The organism is Anaerobiospirillum sp. NML120511 (genome assembly GCF_023050955.1).
GTDB lineage: Bacteria > Pseudomonadota > Gammaproteobacteria > Enterobacterales > Succinivibrionaceae > Anaerobiospirillum.
Genome location: NZ_JALKIK010000007.1, coordinates 70,116 through 89,776, shown reverse-complemented (window position 1 = coordinate 89,776; position 19,661 = coordinate 70,116). Strand labels below are relative to the sequence as shown.

The window sequence follows — 19,661 nt, the reverse complement described above, 5'->3', positions numbered from 1 at the left end:
GGCCAGCCAGTGGTCAGCCAAATGCCAGCCAGGGGCCAGCCAGTGGCCCGCCTGGGGCTGTTAGCCTATGTAGCGGCGTGCGTTGGCAAACAGACGCATCCATGGGCTGAACTCACCCATGTCATCTGGATGCCAGGAGTTGGCAATGGTACGTACCACACGCTCAGGGTGAGGCATCATGACAGTGAAGCGACCGTCAGCTGTGGTTACAGAGGTAATACCCTCAGGTGAACCATTTGGATTTAATGGATAACGGTCAGCAATCTTGCCATAGTGATCGATATAGCGCAGAGCTACCAGACCGGCCTGCTCCAGGGACTTGAGGTGCTGCCCGTCACGGAACTCGGCGCGGCCTTCCCCGTGGGATACCACGATTGGCATGCAGGAACCGGCCATGTCCTGATAGAAGATGGAAGGGCTCTTCTGAACTTCCACCTGAACAAAACGGGCCTCAAAGCGCTCGGATCTGTTAGTTACAAAACGAGGCCACAGCTCGGCACCTGGAATGAGGTCGCGCATGGTAGACATCATCTGACAGCCGTTACATACGCCCAGGGCAAAGGTATCGCCACGGTCAAAGAAGGCAGCAAAGTCAGTTCTGGCTCTCTCGTTGAAGAGAATGGACTTGGCCCAGCCCTCACCGGCACCAAGCACGTCACCGTAGGAGAAGCCGCCGCAGGCTGCAAAGCCCATGAAGTCCTTCAGGCTGACCGAGCCGTCAAGAATCTGGGACATGTGAACATCAACAGCGGTGAAGCCGGCACGGGTAAAGGCGTGAGCCATTTCAGCCTGGGAGTTGACGCCCTGCTCACGCAGGATAGCAACACGTGGAGCCTTGCCACTGTTGATAAATGGAGCAGCAATATTTTCCTCATTATTGAAGGTAAGCTGACAGAACAGACCTGGATCCTTTTCATCAGCCTTGTCTTCAAACTCCTCACGGGCACAGTCCGGGTTATCACGCAGAGCCTGCATCTGATAAGTGGTCTGAGCCCAGATAGTTCTGAAGTAAGTACGGGTGTTGTTGATAACATCCTTGCCCTCACGCTGGAAGACAATGTGGTCATCATCACGCACAGTACCGATGACATGGCTGATATTGGCAAGACCATGGCCGGAGAGGATATTTAAGACTTTCTCCTTGTCCTCGTTTCTTACCTGGATTACAGCACCAAGCTCCTCGGCAAACAGAGCGGCCAGGTTATCGGAGTTGAGCTGGTCGAGGTTGACCTGAACACCGGTGTGGCCGGCAAAAGCCATTTCAGCAACAGTAGCAAACAGACCGCCATCAGAAATGTCGTGGTAGGCCAGGATTAAGTCAGCCTTGTTGAGGAACTGGACAGCATCGAACAGCCCCTTTAAGCGTGCAGGGTGATCGAGGTTGGCCGGTACGCTGCCCAGCTGACGGTAAACCTGAGCCAGAGCAGAACCGCCCAGACGGCCCTGACGCTCACCCAGATCGATGTAGATAAGGGAAGTATCACCCTTATCGGTACGCAGCTGAGGAGTCAGAGTCTTGCGCACATCCTCGGCACGGGCAAAGGAAGAGATGATGAGGGACATTGGGGCAACTACAGTGCGCTGCTCACCATTTTCCTCCCATGAGGTCTTCATGGACATGGAGTCCTTGCCCACTGGAACGGTAAGACCAAGCTCTGGGCATAATTCCATACCCAGGGTCTTTACGGCATCAAACAGACCGGCATCATCACCTGGGTGGCCATTGGCGGACATCCAGTTGGCAGAGAGCTTGACGCGGTTGAGATCGCCAATATAGGCAGCGGCGATATTGGTCAGAGCCTCACCTACAGCAAGGCGTACGGAAGCCTTGTGGTCGAGCAGAGCTACAGGAGTACGCTCACCCATGGCAGCAGCCTCACCATGGAAGCTGTCGTAGGAGGCGGCAGTAACGGCAACGTCAGCTACAGGTACCTGCCATGGACCTACCATCTGGTCACGGGCAACAAGGCCGGTAACGGAGCGGTCACCAATGGTGATAAGGAAGGTCTTTTCAGCAACGGCAGGCAGCGCCAGAATGCGCTCGGCAGCCTCGGAGGCGCTGATGCCCTTGCCATTGAACTCAGGGCTTGAATGAGTGGTGTGCTCTACCTTCTTGAACATGCGTGGTGGCTTGCCCAGCAGGATGTCCAGAGGCAGATCGATTGGACAGTTGTCGAAGTGTGAGTCGTGCAGAACTACACGGCGCTCCTCAGTGGCCACACCGATAACGGCATACTGGGCGCGCTCACGCTTACAGAAAGCCTCAAATACAGGGAACTTGTCAGGATCAACGGCCAGAACATAACGCTCCTGGGACTCGTTACACCAGATCTGCAGCGGAGACATGCCAGGCTCGTCATTAGGAATGGCGCGCAGCTCAAAACGGCCGCCTACACCACCGTCAGATACCAGCTCAGGCATGGCGTTGGACAGACCACCGGCACCTACGTCATGAATAAACATGATTGGGTTATCGGCGCCCAGCTGCCAGCAGGCATCGATAACTTCCTGGCAGCGGCGCTGCATTTCAGGATTGCCACGCTGTACGGAAGCAAAATCAAGCTCCTCAGAGGACTGGCCTGAGTTCATGGAAGAAGCGGCACCACCGCCAAGGCCGATGTCCATGGCAGGACCGCCCAGAACGATGAGTTTTGCGCCAGGATTGATGTGATCCTTCTGAATGTGCTCACGACGGATGTTACCCCAGCCGCCGGCGAGCATGATTGGCTTGTGATAGCCACGGATTTCACAGCCGTTGAAGCTGGAGACCTGCTCTTCGTAGGTACGGAAATAACCGCACAGATTAGGACGGCCAAATTCGTTGTTGAAAGAGGCGGCACCCAGAGGGCCCTCAATCATGATGTCCAGAGCGGAGGCAATACGGCCAGGCTTGCCAAAGTCGTGCTCCCATGGCTGCAGATAGCCAGGAATCCTGAGGTTGGATACGCTGAAACCGCACATACCGGCCTTTGGCTTGGAGCCTACACCGGTAGCACCCTCGTCACGGATTTCACCACCTGAACCGGTAGCAGCACCTGGGAATGGGGAAATGGCAGTTGGATGGTTGTGGGTCTCAACCTTCATGAGGACAGGCATGTCTTCCTCATGGAAAGTCCACTCGCGGGTAGCGCTGTCAGCATAGAAACGGCCGGCACGGGAGCCTTCCATTACAGCGGCATTGTCACGGTAAGCGGACAGTACGTAATCAGGGGTGGCCTCAAAGGTATTGCGAATCATGCCAAACAGGGACTTGTCCTGCTCAACACCGTCGATTTCCCAGCGGGCATTGAATACCTTGTGACGGCAGTGCTCGGAGTTCATCTGAGCAAACATGTACAGCTCGATGTCGCTTGGATCGCGGCCCAGAGTCCTGAAGGATTCAAGCAGGTAGTCCATTTCATCGGCTGAAAGAGCAAGGCCGAGCTCAACATTGGCCTTTTCAAGAGCCTCACGGCCGCCGGTGCTCAGGGCAATCTGGCGGAAAGGAGCTGGAGTATGCTCACCAAACAGTCGGGCAGCATCGTCAAAGGAGGTCAGAACGCTCTCAACCATGCGGTCATGAATCAGACCGTTGATGATGGCGCGCTGCTCGGCGGTGAACTTCTCACCGCTGCGTGAGGTGATGTAGTAGGCAATACCGCGCTCAATGCGACGGACAGCATTCAGACCACAGTTGTGGGCAATATCTGTTGCTTTGGTAGCCCATGGGGAAATGGTGCCGATACGTGGAACCACCAGGAAAAGCTCGCCGCTGTCCTCGTGGCTGCCATCAACTGGACCATAGGTCAGGATCTTGCCTAAGACCTCTTTTTGGCTGTCAGTTAAAGCGCCGTCGCAGTCAACCAGGTGAACATAAGCAGTGCTGATGGTGCCGATTTCAACCTTTGCCTGAACCAGTGCCAGAACCAGTTTATCGAGCTTGTAATCGGATAAAGCCGAAGAGCCACGTAAAATATCCATTGATAAAATCCTGAATAAAAGGCTGCAAAAACAAAAGATGCTGTATTTTATCAGAATTGTGGCTTCTCTATTCACAAAAAGTGCCCCAGATCACACTCCCCCGCCCCATGCCATGCCATGCCATGCCATGCCATTGCCAGGCATAGCCCTGCCCATCCGGGCCCGTGACCGTCGCGCCCATACCTGGCCCAGCCGCGCCCATGCCCGCCCACATCCCGTCCATAGGCCCATCCACATCCAATAGCCGCTCACTCCTGTTTCCTGGGCCATAACATGGCCATGGCCCACCACTCCCAGGCCAGACTCACCCGGGCAAGCAGCTCCATGCGCGGCCTGCGCCAGGTGCATGTGCGTCACCTGTCCATATCCCTGCACCCCTGAATTGCCAGACTCACATGAGCATGCCCTGCTGTCCCGGGATAATCATGCCAGGTTTATCTCCCGGATAAATTAAGTGACATCTGGTCACAAAGTCCCGTAAATACCTCGTTTTTGACTCTGACCTGACCCTCGAAGTGACTGTGTTGACTGGACATTTCACTAATGTTGTTGATAATTCTTAATCAGTCATGTTGTATGATGTATACAAGTATGTCCTCTGAGTGCAGTATGTCCAGAAAATCACGTCTCCACTCCGTTGCGCACTCAATTGAGCCGCAATGATCAAAATTTAGTGAGACAGCCCTCAGAATTGCCACAAGATACACTCACAAAAGCGTTGTCTTATGCCATGCTAGGACGTTGTTAACTTTCTGTTTTACTTTTCAGCTGAGTTGCAAATGGACCTCTCTTATCTTCAGCTGACTTCAGTGCCCGTAGCCTCAGGGCAGTAGTGTGTTTGCAGAACAATAAGATAACAGCAAAGTTAACTGACATATCAATCACAAATTAGACAAACCGAAGATCCGGATGCTCCAACATCCGGAAAAATAGACCGATTTTAATGTTACCGGGTCCGCCTGCACAACAGAAAGATAAAGCAGCGATGAGGTGGCCTCAAATCAGACCAGAACCTGACAATTGAAAACAGTATCTGCCGCATCTGACCACTGCCTGATGGTCGCCACTGCCAATACCAGTCAGGGCAGGCAGACAAGCTCAGTGCGTGCAGCCAGCAAATGCTGCAGGTCATGCAGGGCATGCCAGCCCCCTCATAACAGGTCAGGGCCGAACATGCCTGACAAAACTTCCTGACACAGCTGCCAGGGCAGGTGCACGGGCGGTTGCACGTATTCGTGCATGCATGAATTAACTGTCACCGGAGGGGACTGAACCTGTACATGCCAGGTCAGTCGGGTTAACCATGTTCCTGCCAGTTGCTCTGATGTGAACCGGAACAGGCTGCAATGCACAGCGCTGTATTTAACAACCTGAAGAACAATGCGGCTGCCAGCGTTTCTGACAGCCTTTTCATATAGTGAAAAATATACCTTAGAAAGGGGATATTATGCGTTTAACCAAAGTCGCCAGCGCTCTGGCTGCTGCCCTGCTTATGACCATATCTGTCCAGGCCTCTGCAGGTAATCTCAAAGTATGGTGCTGGGATGAGAACTTTAATATTCCTGCAGTTAAAAAAGCCATTGATATTTACCGTGTAAATCATCCGGGCACTACTTTCACCATCGAATATCACGAGAAAGGTGAGGTCCTGGACCTGATTCATGAGGCTTTTACCACCAGTAATTACTCCAGTATGGCCGACATTATTCTGATGGAGGACTACAGCTCACGTAATCTCATAGTCAACTATCCGGGCCTGCTCAAGGATCTGACAGCTGATATCGATCCTTCAAAGTACGTTGACTACAAGACTGCTGTAACCACAGTTCAAGGCAAGACTTACGGCATTCCATTTGATACCGGCGTAACAGCTCTGTTCGTACGCATCGACCTGTTTGAAAAGGCCGGCTTCAAGTTAAGCGATTTTGAAGACCTCACCTGGGACAAATTCATCCTTATGGGCCGCAAGGTCAAGAACATGACCGGCGTGCCCCTCCTGCCATATGACCCTACCGACCTGCAGGAAATCCGCATCATGATGCAGTCTGCCGGTTCCTGGTACACCTCAATGGAAGACTCAAGCAAGATCACCATTGAGAACAATGAGGCCCTCAAGGAAAGCCTGCTTACCTTCAAGCGTCTTAACAACAACGGCCTGCTGGTCCCCTACAAGGGCTGGGATAATTTCCTTACCACTTTCCAGAAAGGCAAGGTTTCTGCCGTACTGAGCTCCTGCTGGCTCACTCCCTCCTTTGAGGAGATTGATGCGCACAAAGGCAAGTGGCGTGTGGTTAAGATTCCAAAGATGGAAAATGCCAGTGCTACCAGCTACTCAAACCAGGGCGGCTCCCAGTGGTTTGTTAATGCCCGTTCCCGTAACGCTGCAGAAGCTGTGGACTTCCTTAACAAAACCTTTGGCAGCGATATCAATCTGATTAACCAGCTGGTCCATGAAATCGGTCTTATTTCTTCAATTAAGGATATTTACACTCTGCCAAACTACCAGAAGCCAAATCCTTTCTTTGGCAATCAGCTGCTGGGACTGCACTTTACAGAGTGGACAGCAAAGATTCCAGCCGTTAATTACGGCACACATACCATTGAAATTGAAGACGCTGTTGAAGAGGCCCTCAAGAAAGTCATGGCAGGCGAAGATGTCAATGCTGCGCTCAAGGCTGCCCAGGTAAATGCAACCAATATCTACAAGGCTTCTCAGGAAAAGTTAAAGGAGCAGATAGCCAATAGACCTGCCAGGGAAATTCTGGCTCCGGAAAATGATCAGTCTATGGATGTATCCAACTATCCGCCTCCAACAACCTCATCAGCCATGACAGGCACAGGTCCTGTTTATATTGACATGGACGTCAAAGGCACTGCTGTTACCCAAACAAAGCAGGTAACAGATCTCCCAGCATCTGATGCCTCTACCGATGTTGCTGACTATCCACCGCTGGACACCACCAAAAGCACTGACGTAGCTGACTATCCTCCGCTGACCACCACCACAAGCACTGACGTAGCTGACTATCCTCCGGTAACCGATACAAAGCCTGAAGAGGATATTGGTATTGACGACCTTGAAGATCTCAATGCCATGTCTCTTGATGATCACATGGAGCCTGCTCCGCTTGACCATGCAGCTCAGGATGGAACACATGATCCAGCTGTTACCCCTGCATCCGTAATTGCCGAACAGGACCAGGCCTCCAGGCAGGATACTGACATTTCAGGCAGCGGTCATGATGACCTGAAGGCTCTTGAGTCCATGTCACTTGATGACCACATGAAAGATGCCTCAATGACCAGCACTGACGTTGCCGCCTATCCTCCAGTGAATACCATGAGCAGTACCGACGTTGCTGACTACCCTCCTGTAGACAGCACGAAGAGCACTGATGTCGCTGACTACCCTCCTGTAGACAGCACGAAGAGCACTGATGTCGCTGACTATCCTCCTGTGGACAGCATGAAGAGCACTGATGTAGCTGACTATCCTCCTGTAGACAGCATGAAGAGCACTGATGTCGCTGACTATCCTCCTGTTGAGCCGGTACCTCATGGAGCCGAGCTGGATGATTACTCAGACATCGATCTGACTGTAGACCCGGAGCTTGAGGCCAAGTAATAACTGCCCGCCTGCCAGTGTCTGACCGTACCGTCTGCCGTCCTGGCCCTGCGAACGGCCTGGCCCTGACCCACCACAGGCACCGTCCCGGGTAAAAGCCAGGCCAGGGCCACACCACAGGCCACCACAGGCACCGTCCCGAAATGAAGCAATGCAATCAAGGACGGGGCCTTTGTTTTTCTGGAGCATCAGCTGTGCAAACGCTTCCACCTGCACCTGTCAGCTCAGTGTCCGCCATGCGCTCAGTACTGTGCCCCGCAGAAACAGCGCCACAAACGCACTTCCGCTCACGTCACAACCATAAGCGCGGCATAAGGCCTCTGGGCCAGGTATAAGGCCTCAGGCGCCAGGTATGAGGCCTCCCGGATCTGGCAAGTAACATCAGGCGCCAGGTATAAGGGCTACAGATTATGGCATGGTTGCACAGCATCAGTTTGTCCAGGAAAAATGGCCTGCGTGCCTTAATAAAAACGTTTACATACTATTAAGGCAAGATGGCCTGAGGAACGCCGCTATGCGGGCTGTAGCAAGGTGTGTACGTGCCCATGCACAATTTGTCTGAGCTCACAGTTTTGGCATATAGACCTGCAAAATCTGTCAATGATTGTTATTCTTGAATTGTAGTGGCTGCCCAGGCAGCATTTTGAGGGAAGCCCCTTTGACAGGCGCTAACACGATTTAGCTCAGGGGCAGTAGTGAAAAATGTGTGGAGAGTTCCATGTCGGAAGTAAGAGAGCTCAAATACACCAGAGGTGTACTTGAAAAGCGTAACGACATATGGGGCTGGTGCTTTGTAGGCCTGGCCGCTATCCTGATCATAGAGTTTGTGTTCTATCCTATGATTCAGGCCTTTATCATGTCCCTGTACAGCGGTACTGGCAACAATATCCGCTTTGCCGGCCTGTACAATTACGAGCGCATGCTGGTTGATTCCACCTTCAAAAAGGCCCTGTTCAATACCTTTATCTATCTCATTATCCAGGTACCGGTAATGCTCTTCTTTGCCCTGGTAGTTGCGGTAATGCTCAATGACAAAAACCTTAAATTCAAAGGTTTCTTCCGCGTAGCCATCTTCCTGCCATGCGTGACCTCCCTGGTATCCTACTCCCTTATCATGAAAGCTATCTTCGCCAACAATGGCATGTTCAACTCGGTCATGACGGGGTGGGAAATACTTGATCAGCCCATCTTGTGGGTCACGGATCCTTTCTGGGCCAAGGTGCTCATCATCATTTCCATTACCTGGCGCTGGATAGGCTATAACATGGTCTTCTATCTGGCCGGTCTGCAGAATATTGAGCCATCGGTATATGAGGCTGCCGACATCGACGGTGCAGGTCCGGTCAAAAAGTTCTTTACCATTACTGTACCGTTGCTCAAGCCTATTATTCTCTTTACCACCATTACCTCTACCATTGGCACGCTCCAGCTCTTTGATGAAGTACAGAACATCACTCAGGGCGGTCCGGCCAACGGCACGGTAACCATTTCCCAGTACATCTACAATCTGTGCTTCAAGTTCACACCAAACTTCGGCTATGCCAGTGCTGTAGCATTCGTAGTAGTACTGCTGATTGTGATTCTTTCCCTGATCCAGTTCCGCCTGGCAAGAGACAAGGACTAGAGGAGGCTTACGATGAAACAGTCACGCTATAACTTTGCGGTTACCTTTATCCGCTATGCCATTCTGATCTTTGCCTCCTGCATCTCACTCTTTCCATTTGTGTGGATGCTCATTGCTGCAACCAATTCCAATGTGGCCATCAACTCGGGCACCATGACCTTTGGCAGCGAACTGGGAAATAATCTGAGCAAGCTGTTCAATCCTGAACTGGGCTTTACCAGAGCCGTTGGCAATTCAGCCATTATTGCCCTGATTACCACTTTCTTTGCCCTGCTCATTTCCTCAGCTGCAGGCTACGGCTTTGAGATTTTCAAGTCCAAAAAGCGCGATATCCTCTTTGGTGTGCTGCTGGTCTCCATGATGGTGCCATTCTGCGCCCTGATGATTCCGCTGTACCGCCTGTTTGGCACTTTCGGCTCAATGGGCTTTGATGATGACGGCAATCCTCTGGCGCCATGGAAGTGGCTGGGGCTTGATACCTACTTTGCAGTGGTCATGCCTCTGGTTGCCACAGCATTCCTCATCTTCCTGTTCCGCCAGAATACCAAGGCCTTCCCAAAGGACATTCTTGAGGCAGCCCGTATCGACGGACTGAGCGAGATTGCCATCTTCTTTAAAATGTATTTCCCGGTAATGCGCCCTACCTACGCAGCCGCTGCCATCATTACCTTCATGAGCAGCTGGAATAACTTCCTGTGGCCACTGGTAGCTCTGCAGACTCCTGAGATGCGCACCGTACCTCTGGTGCTATCCAATATGGGCTCATCCTACACCCCTGACTTTGGCATGATTATGTGCGGCATTGTAATAGCCACCCTGCCTACGGCCGCCATATTCTTCCTCATGCAGAAGTACTTCGTAGCCGGCATGGTAGGCGCAGTCAAGTAACAGCGCCCCTGCCACCACGCAGCAGCCCAGGCAGTCAGGCCTCAGGCAGCCCCGTACAGTTTTTGAGCTGTCGCCAGCATCAGGATGCGACGGCCAGCCATACAGTTGAGAGTTAAATATGGCCAGTATTTTATTGAAGCACATTGCCAAGGTTTACCCAGGAAATATCAAGGTCGTTAAGGACTTCAATCTTGAAATCAAGGACAAGGAGTTCGTGGTCTTCGTAGGCCCGTCCGGCTGCGGAAAGTCCACTACCCTGCGTATGATTGCCGGCCTTGAGGACATCAGTGCAGGCGAACTGTATATTGGTGAGCGCCTCGTCAATGACGTGGCTCCTAAAGACCGTAACATTGCCATGGTGTTCCAGAACTATGCTCTGTACCCTCACATGAGTGTGTACAAGAACATGGCCTATGGTCTTATCCAGCGCAAGGTTCCGGCCGATGAAATCGACCGTCGTATCCGTAATGCAGCCGAGGTGCTGGGCATTACTGCATATCTGGACCGCAAGCCCAAAGCCCTGTCTGGCGGTCAGAGACAGCGTGTTGCTCTGGGCCGTGCAATGGTGCGTGATCCTGATGTCTTCCTGCTTGACGAGCCTCTGTCCAACCTCGACGCCAAGCTGCGTACCACCATGCGCTCAGAGATCTCCAAGCTTCACAAGCGCCTTGGTACCACCTTTATCTATGTAACCCACGATCAGATTGAGGCCATGACCATGGGCGAACGCATTGTGGTTATGAAAGATGGCGATGTAATGCAGGTTGATACTCCTCAGGCCCTGTATGACCATCCAGCCTCCAAATTCGTTGCCGGCTTCATTGGCTCTCCTCAGATGAACTTCATGGATGTCACCATTGAGCGACGTGCTAACTCCCCTACCGGTTTTACCTGCGTACTGGACAAGCAGCACAGCTTCAACATCATGCCACGCGAAAATATGCCTGACCTAAGTCAATACGAGGGCAAGAAGGTCACCATGGGCATCAGACCTGAGCATATCTACACCGGACGCACTATTCCAGGTGAGCGTGACACATCTGATCTCAGCGCTGAAATCGATCTGGTAGAGCCAATAGGCTCTGAGGTCTACCTCTTTGTCAACGTAGACAGGTACAAGCTGTGCGCCAAGCTGCCACCGGTCACCGGCCTTGAGGAAGGTCAGAACATCTCCCTTAAGATTGACCTCAAGAAGATGTACCTCTTCGACAGCGAAACTGAGCAGGCCCTGCTCAACTGACCAGGCCTGGCACCACCTGGCCCTGCCTCACCGGCCGGTAATGGCCGGGCCAGGCTCAGCAAGGCAGCGCCAGGCTAAGCAAGACCGCCCATGCCGGCTGTGCCACATACAGTAAAGCCGCCCCTGAGGCGGCTTTACTGTATGTGCATGCAAGGTGGAAGTCCCAATGATTGAGAAGCAAACAGACATGCTGATTTAATGCGCCTGTAACACAGCATCAGAGCATATGGAACAGCGCAGTTGCAAAAGGCCGGACAGCTTCACAGAATTAACATTGGCTTAACTTCTGGTTTTGGTGCTTTTGACATGGTATGTCTATAATGGATCCAAGGACAAAATTAATACATCTGGCACTGCCATACAGTGCACAGGGCCGCATAATCTGCAAAGGTGACAGTCCCGGATGGATTTGAGCTGACTGAAATCATATGGTCGGCATATACAGGAAAACGTAATAACGGTCAGAAAGTTCAGCAGCTCCCATGATTAACAGGAGCACGGGCTGACAAAGTGACCAGTCTCCCTGGCAGATGCAACAACCAGTCTGCTGACATAAGGGTCATAACAATCAGGACGCATAAGGACCGGCATCAGGCAGCTTATCGACAGCTGCACATCGTCATGCCAGGCAGTCCTGAACCGACTGTACAGAATTTTCCTGCACCATCTGGTACGGCAGTAATGACTGCAGGTATCAGGCTCCAGGAAAAGAGGAAATACCAATGAGAAAAAGCCCTCACTTCGCCCGCAGCGGCTCCCAGTTTCATCGCTCCAAGCGTCGTCGCCTCCAGTTCAAGATGATGCGCCGTGAGCAGCACAAGCGCCGACTGATCTTCTTCCTGCAGGAAAACCGCATGTAAGTGCAACAACACCGCGCAGTGCAACGCAACGCAGCGCAGCGCAGCGCCGTGCAGTGCAGCGCAGTGCAAGAGCGCGACATCGTTTTGTGAAGCTCCTGCAGCCGTGTCTGCCAGCTAAAGACAGGGCAAACAAAAGGTACACAGCAAAATCAGGCTCCCACCGGGAGCCTTTTTTATTCAGCCACTCCCACCACGCTCCCGCCACACTCCCACCAGGCCTGCCTCCACCAGCATCACCGCAGCCCGATTCCGCAGGCATAGCCCTTCCAGGCCCAATCAGTAAAGTGTCTGACAGAAATTATTCCCGGTCCTCATTCCCGGCTCAGATACGTAATTTATAATCAGCTCTACTGATTCTGGATAATTACAGGCGGCAATCTGCAGTACTAATTTGCCGCAGTCCATTGGTCCGGAGCACTGATACTGCCTGAAAGATAAGGCCTTAGAGCTCAGCTGAGCCCGTGCGCACGGGCTCCCGATAAAGTATTCACCAATAAGGCTCTATGGCATAAGCTTTGCTGTGTAATACCAGTCACAGCATGAGGAAAATGCCGTACCCATGAACACAGGACGACAGTCTTCAATGTAGCAGGAGAGCGGCAAATGCCTTTAACAGGCTGTATTTTGCTTACCTGGAACATGATTCTGATTACCATCAGAGCATCCCTGCAGTCTCATACAGGGCCGCTTTTGTTGTAGAATGTTCAGAAGCTGGGGCTTTCAGCAGGTTCGCTTTGCAAATGCTAACGCGCAGGAGTTGAGAACGATGTTCATTACAAAACCGCAAGATATGATGAAAGAGTACCGCAAGGGCTCTGTAAATGCACAGCTTGAGGTTGCAGATCCATACACCATTACCAAAGCCTTATACAATGGCGTTTTTGAGCGTCTTGGTCAGGCCAAGGGCGCTATTGAGCGTAATGATCTGGAGGATAAGGCCAAAAAGCTGGCAGCTGCCACCGCCATTATCCAGTATCTCAAGGACACTCTTGATCCAAGCCATGCTCCTGAAATTGCAAAGAACCTTTCACTGATTTACGACTTCATGCTCGATAAGCTCGGTGAGGCCTCCATCAACGTGGATACTCAGCCTATTGATGATGCTCTGCGTGCGTTCATGCCTATCAAGGAGGCATGGGACAATCTGCCACAGACTGCCATTAAGGAAGCACATTCTCAGATGCGTACCAATGAGCAGCACTTCCAGCACAACTACGATCCTCACAAGAAGCTGATTGACGGCAATGTTTAATTGCTGAGGCCTGTGCCTCAGTTAAGCATTTGTGCCATAAAACCAGCCATTCAAGGCTGGTTTTATCGTATACAGACTTACCTTTCCACTGGCAGCTCCGGCTGCTGCAGCAGGAACACCAGGGCAGAGCCCGCGCCATCAGGCAAAGGCCACAGCATAAGGCCGGACAGCACCTTGCTCCGCCCCCAATACTTAAGGACATTCCCATGAATCAGGAGCTTTTAGACCTGGCAAAGGCCATTGATGACAACGATGACGCTATCTCTGACGCTCTTGAAGCCGAAGACCTTGAGCTTGCCGAGAAGCTCAGCAGTGAGAAAGTAGTACTGTTCAGAAAGCTCTATGAGCTGACCAAGGACCTTGAAGACCGTACCGGTGTTGACGAATACCTGCAGTCGCTTTATGAAGTGACAGCCGAGCAGCGCGATATTCTGGTAGACGAGCACGAAAAGGTACGCCGCGAATTAAGCGGCCTCAAGAAGGGATCCAAAGGCCAGCAGGCCTACCGTCAGGTCCGCCGCTACTAAACACAGGGCGGTACCCGCCTGCTGACAGCTCAATTCTCTCCCTGTCACTGCAAGGCACAGGGAGAACAAAGGCGCCTTATGGCGCCTTTGCTGTCTGAACACTCTACAAAATATTCAGTACAGCATTACGAAAACACCTCCTCAACCTGGCAATACCGCGCAAAACCTGGCAACAGTCCACTTCCACTACCTAAAAGATTTCCCAGAGCATCTCTCTGCCTGCATCCCAGGCCATGCAATCAGAACAATCCCTCATCAAGTCCCGTCAACATCCCATAAATAAGCTCATCCCTGCATATTTACATAAGTGCTTACGAAAACTCACAACAGAGCATCGTGAGTGTGGCCGCTTATGATCATTTTGCTTACTGAGGCTGTCGATTTATATCTATTTCCCGGCATCTGGTACCAGATCTATACCTTTGAGCTCGAACATTTCAAAAATTTTTTCCACACCTGATGACGCGCAAAATTAATGATATTTATCAGGTTTAAAGACTGTCTGCCTTAATAATTTCAGCCCGGTGATCAGGACTTTTTGAGCATTGATATCCAATCTTGCGCAATTCTTGCATGAAGGGCATCCAAAGCAATTAACTAAAGCCTTATGCATTTTTATGACACAGCACTGAAGGCGATTTTGCTTCAGGAACTGTGAACTGCGGCGCGCTCAACATGCCCCGCGAATGTCGCAGCGGGCATGGCAGATTTAGAACCTCGCTGAACTGCATCAGTCAGCTGGAAGGAATTTTTATGACAGACCAGAAATCTCACGATTCAGACTACCAGGGTAACGTAGACCGCGAGTACGAAGAGCTGAAAATGATGTGGCCTCAGGTTGATGAGAACACTGCTCCTTCAGCTATTGATGCCCAGTTTAAGACCCGTAAGGAAGTCGAGGATGAGTTCAGGAACGAACTGGGCTTTGACCCAAGTAACCTCGATGAGATGTCCCAGCATGTGACCCAGATGGACAGTGGTCAGATGTCAGAGCACATCACTCAGCTGCTTGAGCTGCAGAAGATCATGAGTGAGATGCTCATTGAGCGCTTCAACCGCAATATGGAAGCTTTCAAGCTCTATATGCCATCCATCTACGATCAGTTCATCGATTACAGACCAAGCGAAAGCCTCGAGTTCATGTGTACCTCCAATGGCGTTCCTAATCTGTTTTTCCCTGAGCGTGGTGAGTTCTTCTACAAGGTTTTTGATCCGGTTGAACTGTGTAACTCACAGGTAGACCTGGTTCTGGAAAAGAGCCCTTTCAAGCAGCTCAACTATGGCCTTGATAACGAGCTCTTCGGCCAGATCCACCACCGTTACCTCAACGAGATGGTCAAGTTTAACCGTGAGCACGTACCGGTTAATGAAAACCCTCTGGTATCAGGTTCCTGCCCTATCTGTATTATCGTAGGCTGTGGTCTTGGCTATCACATTGGCCGCCTGTACGAGCGTATCGACATTGGCAATATGGTTCTGATTGAGCCAAATCTGGACCTGTTCTTTGCTTCCCTGCACGCCTTTGACTGGGCCAACCTCCTTGAGTACCTCCATGAGAGCCGTCGCGGTATTTACCTCATGGTCGGTCAGTCCAAGGAAGAAGTATTCGAGGACCTCAACAGCTACTACAACCGTCATGGTCGTATGCTGGCCTGCTACATGTGGTCCATGGTTCACTACCGTTCCAAGGAAATCAATGACATTTCCGACCGTCTGGTAGAGGACTACGAGCGTTCCTATGCCACCCTGGGCTTCTATGACGACCACCTGTTCGCCATGGCTCACGGTATCAGCCACGTTAAGAATCACGCAGGCTTCGTACTGTCCGATGTCAAGTTCCCTGAGAAGTGGGCTGATGTGCCATTTGTAGTGGTAGCTAACGGTCCATCTCTGTCTCATGATCTTCCTTTCCTGCGCAAGATTCAGGACAAGGTAATCATGCTGGCCTGTGGTACCGCCATTGAGACTCTGTACAATGCCGGCATCAAGCCTATGTTCTACGGTGCTACCGAGCGTCTTCGTATCGTATCTGAGCACCTTTCCCTGATTCCTGATCAGGACTACCTCAAGGACATTATCCTGGTTACCGGTGACGTTATTCACCCTGAGGTATTAAAGCACTTCAAGCACACTGCTATCTTCGGCAAGGCTGATGAGACCTTCTTCTGGCTGGCCGCCGCCAAGATGTACGATCAGTGGCGTAAGGTTAACTCCATCTCCCTGATGAACCCTCTGGTAGGTAACCTTGGTGTAGCCGCAGCTACCCAGTTCGCTTTCAAGAACGTATTCCTCTTTGGTGTGGACAACGGCACCAAGCGTGAAGACCGCAAGACTCACCCGGATGAGAACCTGTTCTACAACGGCAGCAACAGCAACAATGAAGTTCTGGCTGCCCAGAGTGAGATTTCTGCCCTGAACTACCGTCTGGACGGTAACTTCGGTGGTGAGGTATACAGCAGCTACGTATACCGTCTGTCTGCCCGATACATGGAAGTTATCATGCGTCACGGCATTAAGGACAAAGAGATCAACTACTGGAACTGCTCTGACGGTGCCAAGCTCAAGGGTGCCGAGCCTAAGCACTCTGAGGAGCTCAAGTGGGAGAACCTGCCTGATCTGGACCGCGATGAGTTTATCAAGTTCATGGTTGAGGAGAAGACCACCCGCTTCCACCTGACCAAGGAGCAGGAAGACAGCCTGGTTGATATCGATGCCGTAGAGTACGTATTCCATGTGGTCATCAAGCTTCTGACCCTTGAGGATCGTCCTAAGACCCGTATTGACTACATCTTCATGCTGCAGACTGTCTGTGAGGTGCTCAACAAGGTTCACGATACCCGTGACTACTATGTTGCCGACCTTATCGACGGCTCCCTGTACGGCATGTTCGCCATGGTAATGCGTACCCTGTACCAGACCAAGAACGAGAAGAAGGCCGTAGTACTTGCTGACCAGCAGCTGCAGTACATCATCTACTTCCTTGAAGACGCCATGAAGCTCTACCACTTCATGCCTGACTACTGCGCCGAGGACCACCAGGTCCACCTCAATGGCGTGGTAGGCTATGACCACGGTGACTGCAAGGCACACAAGTTTGAAAGACGTAAGCCTTACGTAACCAAGGAGGATACTGACAAGTATCCAAACCGCAAGTTCGTCAAGCGCTACGAATAACCCCGCCCGCCCCTGCGCCGCACCTCCAGCGGTGCACCTCCAGCGCCCGCACCTGCGCCTGAGCAGCACCGCTCAGACGCTTTCCAAAACAGGCACTGGAGCACAGGCTGAGGCGTAGAAAAGCCCGGTATCTTCGGATATCGGGCTTTTTCGTTTTGTAAATCACATGCTTAGATATGCATGTTTTACATATCTATGAAGATAACTTGATTAAGTAATATTTGTGTAAATAACCAGTTTGCATTTCGCTGAGTATGGTAAAAATGCCATTTTGACAGCACGGACAAATTGACGTTAATCAGGGCAAGGAAAAATAACACACAAACACGCATCCTGCTCTGCCAGGAGCCACCATTCAGAGGTGCACACCATGGCCGTATACGTCAATACAAACGTCAGTTCTCTGAACGGACGCCGCTATCTCAACAATGTCCAGAACCAATTGACAACCACCTATCAGAGACTGTCTTCCGGACTGAGAATCAACAGTGCCAAGGACGACGCAGCCGGCCTCCAGATCTCCAGCAGACTCACCACCCAGATTAACGGCCTCAACCAGGGTAACCGCAACGCTTCTGACGGTATTGCCTTTGCTCAGACAGCTGAAGGTGCCATGGACGAAATGACCAGCATGCTCCAGAAGATGCGTACTCTGGCTGTTCAAGCAAATAATGGCACTAATACTGGAGACGACCGTAAAGCCCTGAGCAAAGAGGCTACTGCTCTTGCACAGGAAATTACACGTATTGCCAAGCAGACCAAATTTGGAGGCTCCCTCATCCTTGATGGTGCTGGTACTAACTCCATAATGACTAAGGGTGGCGGTAATGCTCAGGGTCAAAATGGAAAGGATGAGATTGGTAAGCTTACACTTCAGGTAGGAGCTAACAAAGGCGATAGTATAAGCTTTGAAGTTCATGCCATGAAATTCTCTCAGATTGCTTCAGCTGGCAATATACAGAAAGCAGATCTTGAGAAATTCTGGAAAAAGGGAGCTAATAATGCCCCAGACACAATTTCACTAACCAAAACTGAAAATATTGAGGCAGCTATTACAGGTCTAACAACCATGATTGCTGCTGTAGATGCTTCCCGTGCCGGACTAGGTGCAATACAGAACCGCCTAGAGTCTTCCATACGCAATCAGGCAAACGTTTCCGCCAACCAGTCTGATGCCCGTAGCCGTATTCGCGATGCTGACTTCGCAGAGGAGTCTGCAAACCTTTCCCAGCAGTCTATTATTCAGCAGGCTGCTACCTCCATGCTGATGCAGGCCAACACCCGTCCTCAGCTGGGCCTGTCCCTTCTGGGCTAAAAGATTACCACTAATATTCAAATGGAGGCCTCATGAACTCATGGCCTCCATCTTAGTGGCTCATCTCTCTTATTCATGTCTACAAAGGTGAAACTATGGCCGTTTACGTCAATACAAACGTCAGCTCGCTCAACGGACGCCGCTACCTCAACAACGTACAGAATCAGCTCACTACGACCTACCAGAGACTCTCGTCTGGCCTGAGAATTAACAGTGCCAAGGACGACGCAGCCGGCCTCCAGATCAGCTCCCGCCTCACCACCCAGGTAAACGGCCTGAACCAGGGCAACCGCAATGCCAGCGACGGTATTGCGCTCGCCCAGACCATCGAAGGCGCCCTGGACGAAACCACCAATATGCTCCAGAGAATCCGTACTCTGGCTGTCCAGGCAGCTAACGGAACCAATACTACTGATGACCGTATTGCTCTGAACAAGGAAGCAAATGCCCTGCTTTCCGAGGTCAACCGTATAGCTCAGCAGACAACATTCGCCGGCAAGACCGTTCTGGATGGTGTAGATGCCCAGGCAGGTGGAAAGTCCCTTTTTGGTCAGGGCGTTGCAGGAGGTGGTGCTGGTGGTAATAAGATCGCCCGTATGACCCTGCAGGTAGGTGCTAACAAGGGAGATACTATCGATTTTGATGTTGCTTCTTTCAAGTTCACAAAGATTGCTGAAGACTCTAAGGCAGTAGGTGGTAATGGCATTAATGCAGATACTGTTTTGAAAGCTGGCAATCAGGGTGCCCCTAAGACTCTGCGTCTTTCTGAAGCAGCAAGTATCGGTGATACTATCAAGCTTATGGATGCCATGATTGGCTATGTTGATTCACAGCGTGCTGGACTAGGTGCAATACAGAACCGCCTAGAGTCTTCCATACGCAATCAGGCAAACGTTTCCGCCAACCAGGCTGACGCCCGTAGCCGTATTCGCGACGCTGACTTCGCCGAGGAGTCTGCAAACCTTTCCCAGCAGTCCATTATTCAGCAGGCTGCTACCTCCATGCTGATGCAGGCCAACACCCGCCCTCAGCTGGGTCTGTCCCTGCTTGGTTAACTGACCTTGCGGAGCTGGGCTCCATTGAAAAAGCCCGGTATCTTCGGATATCGGGCTTTTTCGTGCCCGTTTGCTTCTGTTCTGGGCTGTTCTTTCTGTTCGGGGCTGTTCGGGCATTGGACATGCCCCATACAGATGTAA

Annotated in this window: 11 protein-coding genes; 10 read left to right on the top strand and 1 reads right to left on the bottom strand. The window is 51.6% G+C overall.

Annotation, left to right across the window (positions count from 1 at the left end):
• Nucleotides 1-60: 60 nt before the first annotated feature.
• Complete coding sequence (purL, locus tag MXE39_RS03495) at nucleotides 61-3,960, bottom strand: phosphoribosylformylglycinamidine synthase (RefSeq protein ID WP_246977283.1); 3,900 nt, start codon at nucleotides 3,958-3,960, stop codon at nucleotides 61-63.
• Nucleotides 3,961-5,407: 1,447 nt separating this feature from the next.
• On the opposite strand from purL, the gene MXE39_RS03490 reads away from it, so the two are divergent.
• The 10 genes from MXE39_RS03490 to MXE39_RS03445 all read left to right on the top strand — a co-directional run bounded on the left by MXE39_RS03490 (nucleotide 5,408) and on the right by MXE39_RS03445 (nucleotide 19,520).
• On the top strand, nucleotides 5,408-7,585 hold the full coding sequence (locus tag MXE39_RS03490) for a hypothetical protein (protein WP_246977282.1): 2,178 nt from the start codon (nucleotides 5,408-5,410) through the stop codon (nucleotides 7,583-7,585).
• 718 nt (nucleotides 7,586-8,303) lie between these two features.
• Entirely contained in the window at nucleotides 8,304-9,209 is a 906-nt protein-coding gene (locus tag MXE39_RS03485) for a sugar ABC transporter permease (protein WP_246977281.1), read from the top strand.
• Between the two features lie 12 nt (nucleotides 9,210-9,221).
• Complete coding sequence (locus tag MXE39_RS03480) at nucleotides 9,222-10,097, top strand: carbohydrate ABC transporter permease (RefSeq protein WP_246977279.1); 876 nt, start codon at nucleotides 9,222-9,224, stop codon at nucleotides 10,095-10,097.
• A 118-nt stretch (nucleotides 10,098-10,215) separates the two neighbouring features.
• Nucleotides 10,216-11,337 (top strand): sn-glycerol-3-phosphate ABC transporter ATP-binding protein UgpC, encoded by a 1,122-nt coding sequence (gene ugpC, locus MXE39_RS03475; protein WP_246977278.1) that lies wholly within the window; start codon nucleotides 10,216-10,218, stop codon nucleotides 11,335-11,337.
• Nucleotides 11,338-12,059: 722 nt separating this feature from the next.
• Complete coding sequence (locus tag MXE39_RS03470; protein ID WP_246977277.1) at nucleotides 12,060-12,197, top strand: hypothetical protein; 138 nt, start codon at nucleotides 12,060-12,062, stop codon at nucleotides 12,195-12,197.
• A gap of 766 nt (nucleotides 12,198-12,963) precedes the next feature.
• Complete coding sequence (fliS, locus tag MXE39_RS03465; protein WP_246977276.1) at nucleotides 12,964-13,449, top strand: flagellar export chaperone FliS; 486 nt, start codon at nucleotides 12,964-12,966, stop codon at nucleotides 13,447-13,449.
• 206 nt (nucleotides 13,450-13,655) lie between these two features.
• Nucleotides 13,656-13,976 (top strand): hypothetical protein, encoded by a 321-nt coding sequence (locus tag MXE39_RS03460; RefSeq protein WP_246977275.1) that lies wholly within the window; start codon nucleotides 13,656-13,658, stop codon nucleotides 13,974-13,976.
• A gap of 753 nt (nucleotides 13,977-14,729) precedes the next feature.
• Nucleotides 14,730-17,150: a 6-hydroxymethylpterin diphosphokinase MptE-like protein gene (locus MXE39_RS03455; protein WP_246977274.1), complete on the top strand. Its 2,421-nt coding sequence runs from the start codon at nucleotides 14,730-14,732 to the stop codon at nucleotides 17,148-17,150.
• Between the two features lie 370 nt (nucleotides 17,151-17,520).
• Nucleotides 17,521-18,465, top strand: coding sequence for a flagellin (locus tag MXE39_RS03450; RefSeq protein ID WP_246977273.1), 945 nt, complete (start codon nucleotides 17,521-17,523; stop codon nucleotides 18,463-18,465).
• A 95-nt stretch (nucleotides 18,466-18,560) separates the two neighbouring features.
• A complete protein-coding gene (locus MXE39_RS03445) occupies nucleotides 18,561-19,520 on the top strand; it encodes a flagellin (RefSeq protein ID WP_246977271.1) in 960 nt (319 codons plus the stop codon).
• The last annotated feature ends 141 nt before the right edge of the window (nucleotides 19,521-19,661 follow it).